12 protein-coding genes are annotated in these 11816 nt (G+C 65.6%); 7 read left to right on the top strand and 5 right to left on the bottom strand.

What is annotated here, in order from left to right; translation table 11 throughout:
- Positions 1–125 precede the first annotated feature (125 nt).
- On the bottom strand, positions 126–605 hold the full coding sequence (locus AC1DW0_RS01815; RefSeq protein ID WP_477944687.1) for a fasciclin domain-containing protein: 480 nt from the start codon (positions 603–605) through the stop codon (positions 126–128).
- 229 nt (positions 606–834) lie between these two features.
- On the opposite strand from AC1DW0_RS01815, the gene pstS reads away from it, so the two are divergent.
- From pstS to phoR, 7 genes are all read left to right on the top strand, one after another.
- A complete protein-coding gene (pstS, locus tag AC1DW0_RS01820) occupies positions 835–1872 on the top strand; it encodes a phosphate ABC transporter substrate-binding protein PstS (protein ID WP_477944689.1) in 1038 nt (345 codons plus the stop codon).
- A 151-nt stretch (positions 1873–2023) separates the two neighbouring features.
- The gene (gene pstC / locus AC1DW0_RS01825) at positions 2024–2983 is read left to right on the top strand and encodes a phosphate ABC transporter permease subunit PstC (RefSeq protein ID WP_457445679.1); all 960 of its coding nucleotides are present in this window, start codon (positions 2024–2026) and stop codon (positions 2981–2983) included.
- On the top strand, positions 2980–3846 hold the full coding sequence (gene pstA / locus AC1DW0_RS01830) for a phosphate ABC transporter permease PstA (protein WP_457325194.1): 867 nt from the start codon (positions 2980–2982) through the stop codon (positions 3844–3846). The genes pstC and pstA overlap by 4 nt, the downstream gene beginning before the upstream one ends.
- Before the next feature lie 12 nt (positions 3847–3858).
- Positions 3859–4644 carry a phosphate ABC transporter ATP-binding protein PstB gene (pstB, locus tag AC1DW0_RS01835; RefSeq protein ID WP_056195472.1) on the top strand — a complete coding sequence of 262 codons (786 nt, stop codon included), beginning with the start codon at positions 3859–3861 and terminating at the stop codon, positions 4642–4644.
- 14 nt (positions 4645–4658) lie between these two features.
- Complete coding sequence (phoU, locus tag AC1DW0_RS01840) at positions 4659–5366, top strand: phosphate signaling complex protein PhoU (RefSeq protein ID WP_056195475.1); 708 nt, start codon at positions 4659–4661, stop codon at positions 5364–5366.
- 2 nt (positions 5367–5368) lie between these two features.
- The gene (gene phoB / locus AC1DW0_RS01845) at positions 5369–6070 is read left to right on the top strand and encodes a phosphate regulon transcriptional regulator PhoB (protein WP_056195477.1); all 702 of its coding nucleotides are present in this window, start codon (positions 5369–5371) and stop codon (positions 6068–6070) included.
- Positions 6071–6215: 145 nt separating this feature from the next.
- The gene (gene phoR / locus AC1DW0_RS01850; protein ID WP_082532552.1) at positions 6216–7583 is read left to right on the top strand and encodes a phosphate regulon sensor histidine kinase PhoR; all 1368 of its coding nucleotides are present in this window, start codon (positions 6216–6218) and stop codon (positions 7581–7583) included.
- On the opposite strand, the gene AC1DW0_RS01855 is transcribed toward phoR, so the two are convergent.
- The 4 genes from AC1DW0_RS01855 to trxA form a co-directional block, all read right to left on the bottom strand.
- Positions 7577–9217, bottom strand: coding sequence for a hypothetical protein (locus AC1DW0_RS01855; protein ID WP_457445678.1), 1641 nt, complete (start codon positions 9215–9217; stop codon positions 7577–7579). The genes phoR and AC1DW0_RS01855 overlap by 7 nt on opposite strands.
- A 174-nt stretch (positions 9218–9391) precedes the next feature.
- Positions 9392–9643: a type B 50S ribosomal protein L31 gene (locus AC1DW0_RS01860; protein ID WP_056195481.1), complete on the bottom strand. Its 252-nt coding sequence runs from the start codon at positions 9641–9643 to the stop codon at positions 9392–9394.
- 212 nt (positions 9644–9855) lie between these two features.
- Positions 9856–11121, bottom strand: coding sequence for a transcription termination factor Rho (gene rho, locus AC1DW0_RS01865; protein ID WP_056195484.1), 1266 nt, complete (start codon positions 11119–11121; stop codon positions 9856–9858).
- 257 nt (positions 11122–11378) lie between these two features.
- Positions 11379–11708: a thioredoxin TrxA gene (gene trxA / locus AC1DW0_RS01870; RefSeq protein ID WP_056195487.1), complete on the bottom strand. Its 330-nt coding sequence runs from the start codon at positions 11706–11708 to the stop codon at positions 11379–11381.
- Between the last annotated feature and the right edge of the window lie 108 nt (positions 11709–11816).

The following is an 11816-nucleotide window of genomic DNA, read 5'->3' on the forward strand; positions in this document are numbered from 1 at the left end:
GACGGCGATGCTTGCCGGATCGACCGGCAAGCACATCGCCAGATGCGGGCCGGCTCGGGAGCGGCCCAGCGCTCGGCCCACAAAAAGGCCGCCCTGTGGCGGCCTTCTGCTTGCTGGAGCCTGATTTACTTCTTCGGCGGCATCAGCACGCGGTCGACCACATGGGCCACGCCATTGGTCGCGACGATGTCGGCCTGCTGCACGACGGCATCGTCCACGGTGACGAAGCTGCCAGCCTTGGCCAGGGCCAGCGTGGCGCCTTGGTGGGTCTTGGCGATGCCCGGCTTCACATCGGCGGCCGCAACACGGCCATCGATGACGTGATAGCCCAGCACGGCCTTGAGCTGGGCCGGGTCAGCGGCCAGCGCTTCCATCGTCTTGGCCGGCACGGCCTTGAAGGCGTCGTCGCTGGGCGCGAAGACCGTCAGCGGACCGGCGGCACGCAGTTCGTCGGCGAGGCCGGCCTGGGCGACCAGGCGGTTGAAGGTGCTGAGCTGAGGGTCGCGGGCCAGCGTCTCGGCCAGCGGCGCCGGCGCGGGGGTGGTGGCGCAGGCGACCAGCCATGCGCTGGCTGTCAACGCGATCAGGGATGTGCGACGGGTCATTTCGGAAGCTCCGTTTGTGTCTGGAAACGATAGGCCGGCACTCTAGAAGCGCTATATGACGCTCGCGTGAATCGAAAATGACAGTGTCACAAAGCGGTTCAGGCGGCTTCCCAGCCGCGCTTTGACGCGCTCCAATGGCCGGATCGATGACTGGGCAGTCACTCAATCGTCACATTCGATCCCTAGGATGCCGGTCATCGTCAAACCCGCCCTGCGGAAGGTGTCTCAGATGAAATTTGTCCAGGTCAGCAAGTCGCTCGCGATCATCGTGAGTTTGTTCGGTGCCCAGGCGGCCCTTGCCCAGGACGTGACCGGCGCCGGCGCCACCTTTCCGGCGCCCATCTATGCCAAGTGGGCCGATGCCTACAACAAGGCCAGCGGCGCCCGCATCAACTACCAGTCGGTCGGTTCGGGTGCCGGCATCCGCCAGATCAAGGCCAAGACGGTCGACTTCGGCGCTTCCGACATGCCGCTGAAGGACGAGGAACTGGCCAAGGACGGCCTGCTGCAATTCCCCATGGTCATTGGTGGCGTCGTTCCCGTCGTCAACATCAAGGGCATCGCCCCGGGCCAGATCAAACTGACCGGCGCCGTGCTGGCTGACATCTACCTCGGCAAAATCACCAAGTGGAACGACGCGGCCCTGACCGCGCTGAACCCAGGCGTCGCCCTGCCGGACGCCACCATCGCCCCCGTGGCGCGCGCCGACGGTTCGGGCACGACCTTCATCTTCACCAACTACCTGTCCAAGGTCAGCGAGGACTGGAAGAGCAAGGTCGGCGAAGGCACGACGGTCAAATGGCTGGCCGGTACGGCCGGCAAGGGCAACGAGGGCGTCGCCGCTTTCGTGCAGCGCCTGCCCAACTCCATCGGCTACGTCGAGTACGCCTATGTGAAGCAGAACAAGATGACCTACGTCCAGCTGAAGAACAAGGACGGCCAGTGGGTCAACCCGAGCGACGACGCCTTCAAGGCCGCCGCGGCCGGCGCCGACTGGAACAAGACCTTCTATCAGATCACGACCGACCAACCGGGCAAGACTGCCTGGCCGCTGACCAACCCGACCTACATCCTGATGTTCAAGTCGCAGGACAAGGCGGCGCAGGCCGGTGCCGCGCTGAAGTTCTTCGAATGGGCCTACGGCAACGGCGACAAGATGGCCGACGACCTCGACTACGTGCCGCTGCCTGCCGCCGTAAAGGATCTGGTGCGCAAGCAGTGGGGCGAGATCAAGGACACGTCCGGCAAGGCGGTGGCCTACAAGTGATGCCCGGGCGCTGAACCTGGCCCGGCCTCGCCGGGCTTCGTTACATCAGGCGCCTTTTCTCTCTCAGACCCCAGGAGGTTCCTTGGCAGCCATCCTTCCAGCCGGCAACGCAGGCGCTGATCGAAGCGAACGTCGCTCGCATACTTCACCGATGGAACCCAAACCCCAGCGCCGCCGCGTCGCCCCCTGGGCTGACGCGCTGTTCGCGGCCCTGTCGCAGGGTGCAGCGTGGCTGACGCTGCTGTTGATGGTCGGCATCATCGGCTCCCTCATCATTGGTGCCACGCCGGCGCTCAAGGCCTTCGGCCTCGGCTTCCTGACCAGCGCGGAATGGGACCCGGTGCAGGAGAAGTTCGGCGGCCTGGTCATGATCTACGGCACGCTGGCGAGCTCCTTCATCGCGTTGGTGATCGCCGTGCCGGTCAGCTTCGGCATCGCCATCTTCCTGACCGAGCTGTCGCCCAGCTGGTTGAAGCGCCCGCTGGGCATCGCCATCGAGCTGCTGGCTGCCGTGCCCTCCATCGTCTACGGCATGTGGGGCCTGCTGGTGTTCGGCCCCATCCTGGCCACCTTCGTGCAGGCGCCCTTGCAGGCGATGCTCAACGGCGTGCCCTTTCTGGGTTCGCTGGTGTCAGGCCCGCCGGTGGGCATCGGCATCCTGTCGGCCGGCATCATCCTGGCGATCATGATCATCCCCTTCATCGCCTCGGTGATGCGCGACGTCTTCGAGGTCACGCCGCCGATGCTGAAGGAGTCCGCCTATGGCCTGGGCGCGACGACCTGGGAGGTCGTCTCCCGCGTCGTGCTGCCGTACACCAAGACCGGGGTCGTCGGCGGCGTCATGCTGGGTCTCGGGCGCGCGCTCGGTGAGACGATGGCCGTCACCTTCGTCATCGGCAACATGAACCAGCTGAACTCGCTGTCGGTCTTCGAGGCCGCCAACAGCATCACGTCCACGCTGGCCAACGAGTTCGCGGAAGCCGGCGAGGGCCTGCACCAGGCTTCGCTGATGTACCTCGGCCTCGTCCTCTTCCTGATCACCTTTGTCGTGCTGACCATCTCCAAGCTGCTGCTGATGCGCCTGAAGAAGAGCGAAGGAGCCCGTTCATGAGCTCAACCACCCTCGACGCTCGCCGCCTGGCGATGCACAAGAAGCGCAAGCGCACCAATGTCATCGCGCTGGCGCTGTCCCTGGGCGCCATGGGCTTCGGTGTGTTCTGGCTGGTCTGGATCCTGTTCGAGACCATCTACCTCGGCATCGGCGGACTGACCCTGTCCACCTTCACCGAGATGACGCCGCCGCCGCAGGGCGAGGGTGGTGGCCTGGCCAACGCCATCTTCGGCAGCTTCGTCATGGTGGGCCTGGCCACGCTGATCGGCACACCGGTCGGCATCCTGGCCGGTGTCTATCTGGCGGAGTACGGACAGAAGACCTGGCTGGGCAGCGCGGTGCGATTCATCAACGACATCCTGCTGTCTGCGCCGTCCATCGTCGTCGGGCTGTTCGTCTACGCGATGGTCGTGGCCAAGCTGAAGAGCTTCTCCGGCATGGCCGGCGCGCTGGCCCTGGCGCTACTCGTCATCCCGGTCGTCATCCGCACGACCGAGAACATGCTCAGCCTGGTACCCAACGCGTTGCGCGAAGCCGCCTACGCCCTGGGTACGCCGAAGTGGAAGGTCATCCTGACCATCACGCTGAAGGCGGCCCGCGCTGGCGTCCTCACCGGCATCCTGCTGGCCCTGGCCCGCGTGTCCGGCGAGACCGCACCGCTGCTGTTCACGGCGCTGTCCAACCAGTTCTGGACCAGCGACATCAGCTCGCCGATGGCCAGCCTGCCGGTCACCATCTTCAAGTTCGCGATGAGCCCCTACGAGAACTGGCAGAAGCTGGCCTGGGCCGGCGTCTTCCTGATCACCGTGGGCGTGCTGCTGCTGAACATCCTGGCCCGCGTGCTCTTCAAGAACAAACACTAAGGACTGACCCACATGGACGCCAAGATCGAAACGCCCGTGGGCGAGCGCGCCAAACTCTCGGTGCGCAACCTGAATTTCTTCTACGGCAGCTTCCACGCGCTGAAGAACATCAACCTCGACATCCCCGAGAAGAAGGTCACCGCCTTCATCGGCCCGTCGGGCTGCGGCAAGAGCACGCTGCTGCGCACGCTGAACCGCATGTTCCAGCTTTACCCCGAGCAACGTGCCGAAGGCCAGATCCTGCTCGACGGCGACGACATCCTGTCCAGCAAGGACGACGTCTCGCTGATCCGCGCCAAGATCGGCATGGTCTTCCAGAAGCCCACGCCCTTCCCGATGTCCATCTACGACAACATCGCCTTCGGCGTGAAGCTGTTCGAGACGCTGCCGCGCGTGGAGATGGACGAGCGCGTGGAGTGGGCGCTGAAGAAGGCCGCTCTTTGGGGTGAGGTGAAGGACAAGCTCAACCAGAGCGGCTCCGGCCTGTCCGGCGGCCAGCAGCAACGCCTGTGCATCGCACGCGGCATTGCCATCAAGCCCGAGGTGCTGCTGCTCGACGAGCCCTGCTCGGCGCTGGACCCGATCTCCACCGGCAAGATCGAGGAGCTCATCCACGAGCTCAAGGCCGACTACACGGTGGCTATCGTGACCCACAACATGCAGCAGGCCGCGCGCTGCTCTGACTACACGGCCTATATGTACCTGGGCGACCTGATCGAATTCGGACCGACCGCTGAGCTCTTCATGAAGCCCAAGCGCAAGGACACCGAGGACTACATCACCGGCCGCTTCGGCTGATCAAGGAGGACGGTATGGTGGACAAACATCTCTCGACCCAGTTCGATGCCGAGCTCAGCGGCATCTCGACCCGCGTGCTCGAAATGGGCGGCCTCGTGGAGGCCCAGGTGGCCCAGGCCGTGCAGGCGCTGGTGGACTTCAGCGCCGCATCGGCCGATGAAGTGCTGACCAAGGAAAGCCGCGTCAACACGATGGAAATCGAGATCGACCGCGATCTCTCGACCATCATTGCGCGCCGCCAGCCGACGGCCCGCGACCTGCGCCTGCTGATCGCCATCAGCAAGAGCATTGCCAACCTCGAGCGCGTCGGCGACGAGGCGGCGCGCATCGCCCGCACCGTGCAGCGCCTGGTGGCCAGCGGCGTGTCGAGCCGCATGCGCTTGCCGATGTCCGACCTGAGCTTCGAAGCCGAGCTCGCCACGACGCAGCTGCGCAAGTCGCTCGACGCCTTTGCGCGCCTGGACGTAGAGCGGGCGCTGGACGTGCTCAAGCACGACGACGAGATCGACAAGGAGTTCGACGGCCTGCTGCGCAAGCTCATCACCTACATGATGGAAGACCCGCGCACCATCTCCTCGTCCATCGACCTTGTCTTCGTCGCCAAGGCGATCGAGCGCGTCGGTGACCATGCCAAGAACCTGGCCGAGGTCGTCATCTACGTCGTCAAGGGCCAGGACGTGCGACACAACTCGCCCGAGGCGGTTGAAACGATGGTGCGCTGATCATGAGCCGAGTCCTTGTTGTTGAAGACGAATCGGCGATTGCTGAGCTGATTTCCATCAACCTGCGCCATGCCGGTTTCGAGGTGACGATCGCCGGCAGTGCCACGCAGGCTCAGTACGAAGTGGACCGCGTGCTGCCCGATCTGGTGGTGCTGGACTGGATGCTGCCCGGCCAGAGCGGCGTGGCCCTGGCTCGCCAGTGGCGCGGCGTGGCCCGCACCAAGGAGCTGCCCGTCATCATGCTGACGGCGCGCGCCGAGGAGGGCGACAAGATCGCCGGCCTCGACGCGGGTGCCGACGACTACATCACCAAGCCCTTCTCAACGAATGAGCTGCTGGCGCGCATCCGTGCAGTGCTGCGCCGCAAGGCGCCCGAGGCGCTGGACAGCGCGGTCGAGGTTGGCCCGCTGCTGCTGGACCCGGGCACGCGCCGCGTCAGCCGTGAGGGCAATGAGGTCAAGCTCGGCCCCACCGAATTCCGCCTGCTGCACTTCCTGATGACCCATCCGGAACGTGTGCACAGCCGCTCGCAGCTGCTGGACCGCGTCTGGGGCGACCATGTCTTCATCGAGGAACGCACCATCGACGTCCACGTCAAGCGCCTGCGCGAAGCATTGGAGCGCGTGCAATGCGCGCGCATGATTGAGACCGTCCGCGGTGCCGGTTACCGACTGACCCAACAGAGCAGCGCGCTGTCAGCATGAGCCCCTCGTCCAAGGCATACCTTGGCCGGTCCCCCGAGGGGACGGCGATGCTTGCCGGATTGACCGGCAAGCACATCGCCAGCGCGGGCCGGCTAGGGAGCGGCCCGGCGCTCGGCCCGCAAGCAACTGAGATGTACCTCGCTACATGACCTGGTTATTGCCCCGACTGCTGATGGCCCTCGTGGCCGCATTGATCGGGTTTGTCATTGGCGTGGTGGTTCGTACGACGACTGGCATCGACAGCCTGGGCCTTGGCATCGGTGTCGTCAGCGGCGTCGTGCTGACCCTGCTGGTCGACGCGGTGCGGGGCCATCGCCTGCTGAGCTGGCTGCGCGGCAACCAGCTCGAGAACGCGCCGCGCGACACCGGTTTGTGGGGCGAGGTCGGCTACCGCATCGAGCGCGCCGTGCGCGACCGCGATCGCAGCGTGGCGCGCGCCCGGCTGGAACTGGAGCAGTTCCTGTCCGCCATCGAGGCTTCGCCCAATGGCGTGCTGATGCTGGACCCGCAGGAGCAGATCGTCTGGTGCAACCGCGTTGCGGCCGACCATTTCTCGCTGGACCCGCAGCGCGACCTGCGCCAGCGCATTACCAATCTCGTGCGTGCGCCGGCCTTCGTCGCCTACCTGCAGGCCGGCAACTTTGCCGAATCCCTGGTGCTGGGCAATGGCCGCGGCCCGGGCACGCTGTCCATCATCGTGCGCGAATACGGCGAGGGCATGCGCCTGGTGCTGTCGCTGGACGTCACCGAACGCGTGCGCTCCGAAGCCATGCGGCGCGACTTCGTCGCCAATGTGTCGCACGAGATCCGCACGCCGCTGACCGTGCTGTCCGGTTTCATCGAAACCATGCACTCGCTGCCGCTGACGGCTGTCGAGCGCGAACGCGTTCTGGTGCTGATGAACCAGCAGACCCAGCGCATGCAGACCCTCGTGGCCGACCTGCTGACGCTGGCCCAGCTCGAAGGCAGTCCGCGCCCCGCGCCGGACCGCTGGGTGGGCCTGGATGGCCTGCTGCTGCGCATTGCCGCGGATGCCGAGGTGCTGTCGGCCGGCCGGCATCAATTGCACCTGAGGCCGGAGACCAACGTTGAGCTGGCCGGCATCGAGAGCGAGCTGCTCAGCGCCATCGCCAACCTCGTGACCAACGCCGTGCGCTACACGCCGGACAGCGGCGAGGTCGAGGTGGCCTGGCGGCTGCTCGAAGGCGGCAACGGCGAGCTGACCGTCATCGACACCGGCCTGGGTATTTCGCGCGAGCACATCCCGCGCCTGACCGAGCGCTTCTACCGGGTCGACGGCAGCCGCTCGCGCGAGACCGGTGGCACGGGCCTGGGCCTGTCCATCGTCAAGCATGTCATGCAGCGCCACGGCGGCGAGCTGATGATCCAGAGCGATGTCGGCAAGGGCTCGCGCTTCCGTCTCGTCTTCCCGGCCGCGCGTGTGCGCCAGGCCAGCGATTCGGCGCTGGGCGATGAGGCGGCTTTCAACGCAGCGGCCCTGTCAGATCATTGACGCTTCAAGAGGACCAGGCCGGCGCTGCCGCTGCGGTCCGTCGGTCGCTTCACCTGCGCAACGACCTGCCAGCCCTTGGGCGTCGGCTGGCCCGCGCTGATCACGGCGTGACTGCATCCTGATGCATTCAGGGGCCCGCGGCCTTTCACCTGCCAGCCGCCATGCCATTCCAGTGCCGCCAGCGTGGCGAGGTTCTGGCCCGTTGCGGCCAGGCAATTGGCATCGGCGGGCATGCGCGTCTTCAGCCGAGCCACCAGCGGCGCCAGGCTGCGCGCGTAGTCCAGCGGCGGCAGCAGCAGGCTCATGACGAGCAGCCAGCCCAGCGCGACGCCGCCGGCCGGCAGGGCCAGGCTCTTCCATAGCGCATGGCGATGGCGGGCTGTGCGCCAGCGCACCAGGGCCAGCCAGGACAGCGTCGCGGCGATGGCAAACAGCAGGGCCAGCGGGCTGAAGTGCGGCTCGAAGCCCTCGGCCAGCCGACGCAGATTGGCCATGGGCCGTGCCGGCCAGCCGGTGTGCATGGAGACGTAGTAGAGCCAGCCGAACAGCGCCACCGCCGAGAAGATGAACACGCAGAACCAGTCCACTGCTGCCGAGACGCTGCGGCTCAGTGTGGGCAGCGCGAAGGCGGCCAGGATGGCCAGCGACGGCAGGGCCAGCAGCAGCGCTCGCTCGGAAGCGTCCATCAGGATGCAAGTGATCAGCGGCACCAGCAGGGCAATGGCGGGCACCGTGATGTGGCGACGCAGGCCGTGGCGGCGCCAGCGCCACAGCGTCCACAAGGCCAGGGGCCCCGACGGCCAGCAGAACCAGGCCAGCAGGCTCAGCAACGAGGCGAACTGGATGCCGGGCAGGACACGCCAGGCCCAGCCATTGAAGACCCAGGCCGCCAGGACCGCCAGCGTCAGCGAAGCCAGCAGCCAGACCCGTTGGGCCTTGGCCTCGTCATGGCTGGAGCGGTGGTTCAGCAGCAGGCCGAGCAGGCCGAGGGCGCAAGCCACGGCGGGGGCACCGCTGGCGGCCAGCACGGGCAGGGCGAGCAGGATGGCGACCCGCGCACGGCCTCGCTTGAATGGTGCCGCGGCTAAGCCGTAAAGGTAGACCGAGACAGCCAGCAATTGCATCAGCTCGGGCGTCGTCTCATGGCCGAGCTGCAGCAGGCCGAGCGACGCCATCAGCGCAAGCAGGGCACCATCGGCCAAGGCCCGGGCGTAGTCGACGGCCTGTGCTTCGCCGCCGAAGGCAAAGGCCACCGGTTGGGCAGCCTCCGTGCGGGCGAGATGAAAGCAGGTGTACCAGACCGCCACCAACACGCCGACCAGCACAAAGGCATAAGGCAGGCGAGCGGCGACCGGTGCGTCCAGGAAGGGCAGGGCCTTGATGGCCAGCGCGCCCAGCCAGTAGGGCAAGGGGCCGCCCTCGGCCGGAATGCCGGCGATCGCCGGCTGCCACCAGGGCGCGTGGCCCTGGGCGATGCTGGCCATGAAACCGAAGCTGCTCAGGTCGGCATTGCGCCAGGGGTCGCGGCCGAACAGGCCGGGCAGCACATAGGCCGCGCACAGCAGCAGCAGGGCCAGGCGCGGCAGGCGCTCGACGCCGCGCTCGGCGACGATGGCGGGGGTGGGGAGATTCACGCGCTTAAGTTCGATGAAACCGGCCGGCATGATGCCGTCAAACGGCGGTCAAAAATGAAAAATGGCAGCCCATGCTGCCAAATGAGAAAAGGGCAGCGCGAATGCCGCGGCAAAACAAAAGGGCAGCCTGAGCTGCCCTTTGGTCGTTGGCGCGGCGAAACGCCGCCAAACCGATTACTTCTTGAGGTGCGAGAACTTGTTGCGGAACTTCTCGACGCGGCCGCCGAGGTTGTCGATGCTCTTTTGCGTACCCGTGTAGAAGGGGTGCGACTCGCTGGTGGTTTCCAGCTTCACCAGCGGCAGCTTCTTGCCGTCCAGCTCGATCATTTCCTTGGTCTGGACGGTGGAACGCGTCACGAACTGGAAACCGTTGGACTGGTCGACGAACACGACGTCGCGGTAGTTGGGGTGAATGCCGTCTTTCATGGGAACCTCTTGGCTAGGTCGGGAGCCACGCCGACGACGTCAATCGCTGGTCGGCGCACTTTCCGGGGGTGTCAGGGCGGAAAACCCGCGATTGTAGCGGGCTTCCCTGCGGTTTGGCTAGTTCGGGCTGAAAGTGCCCGCGCATGCGAGACATGCGCGGGCGTTTGACGGGCGTCGGACAGGACGCAGGTCCTGTCCTCGGTCCCGTCTCACTACCCGCCGCGCCGCATCATGTCGAAGAAGTCATGATTGTTCTTCGACGCCTTCATCTTCTCGAGGATGAACTCCATCGCCTCGATCTCGTCCATGTTGTAGAGCAGCTTGCGCAGGATCCAGCTCTTTTGCAGGATCTCGGGCTTGAGCAGCAATTCCTCGCGGCGCGTGCCGGACTTGTTGATCAGCAGCGAAGGGTAGACGCGCTTTTCGGCCATGCGGCGATCCAGGTGGATTTCGCAGTTGCCGGTGCCCTTGAACTCTTCGTAGATCACCTCGTCCATCTTGGAGCCGGTGTCGATCAGCGCGGTGCCGATGATGGTCAGCGAGCCGCCTTCCTCGATGTTGCGCGCCGCGCCGAAGAAGCGCTTGGGGCGCTGCAGCGCGTTGGCGTCCACGCCGCCGGTCAGCACCTTGCCGGAGCTGGGCAGCACGTTGTTGTAGGCACGGGCCAGGCGGGTGATCGAGTCCAGCAGGATGATCACGTCCTTCTTCAGCTCCACGAGGCGCTTGGCGCGCTCGATGACCATCTCTGCCACCTGCACGTGGCGGGCGGCGGGTTCGTCGAAGGTGGAGCTGATGACCTCGCCGCGCACGGTGCGGATCATCTCCGTCACTTCCTCGGGGCGCTCGTCGACGAGCAGCACGATGAGGTGGCAGTCCGGATGGTTAGCCACCAGCGCATGCGCCAGGCTCTTCATCATCTCGGTCTTGCCCGTCTTGGGCTGGGACACGATGAGGGCGCGCTGGCCTTTGCCGATGGGCGCCACCAGGTCGATGATGCGACCGGTGATGTTCTCTTCGCCCTTGAAGGCTTCACGCTCGAGCTTGAACTGCTCCTTGGGGAACAAGGGAGTCAGGTTCTCGAACATGATCTTGTTCTTGCTCTCCTCCGGCGTCTGGTTGTTGACGCGGTCAACCTTGACCAGAGCAAAGTAGCGTTCGCCATCCTTGGGCACGCGCACTTCGCCTTCCACCAGGTCACCGGTGTGCAGGTTGAAGCGGCGGATCTGGCTGGGCGACAGGTAGATGTCGTCCGTGGAGGCCATGTAGCTGGCCTCGATCGAGCGCAGGAAGCCGAAGCCGTCGGGGAGCACTTCGAGCACGCCATCGCCGAAGACCTGCTCGCCAGCCTTGGCGCGCTTCTTCATGATGGCGAACATCAGCTCCTGCTTGCGCAGGCGCGTGACGTTGTCGATCTCCAGCGCCTCGCCCATCTCGATGAGGGCGGAAACGTGGAGCGCTTTGAGTTCGGAAAGATGCATGGGTGAATACCCGTCAGGGGCCGCAGCGCCAGCCAAGGCGCAACGGCGATTCCACGGCCGCCCCAGAAAAGGATCGAATGGCTACCGCTCAAACGGCGAGCGACGCAGATTCGACAACTGACTCAGTGGTGGGAGGGGGAGCCGAGTCCACGCTGGCTGGGTGCTGAATTCGTATCCAGGAACCCGGGGCGTGTTGGCTTTGGCTGCTGCAGTGACCGCGCGGAGAGCGCCGGCAACACTGCAGCAGTTGGGCGCGATTATAGGTTCGCGTCGAGGAAGGCCGTCAACTGGGCCTTGGAGAGGGCACCGACCTTGGTCGCGGCGAGCTGGCCGTCCTTGAAAAGCATCAGTGTCGGAATGCCGCGGATGCCAAACTTGGCCGGCACTTCGCGGTTCTCGTCGACGTTCATCTTGGCGATCTGCAGCTTGTCACCGTAGCCGGTGGCGACCTCGTCCAGGATGGGCGCGATCATCTTGCAGGGGCCGCACCACTCGGCCCAGTAGTCCACCAGCACGGGCTTGCCCGACTGGATGACGTCGGCGTCGAAGGACGCGTCGGAAACATGCTTGATCAATTCGCTGCTCATGGGAGGGTTCCTTGGCCTCAAAGGGTTGGCGGTCGCCGCAGTGGGCGCCGTCCGAATAGGCAAAATGATTGTGACATAGCCACTTTTGTCCGGACGGTCGCGAGGGTG

The organism is Roseateles sp. P4_D2 (assembly GCF_056401875.1).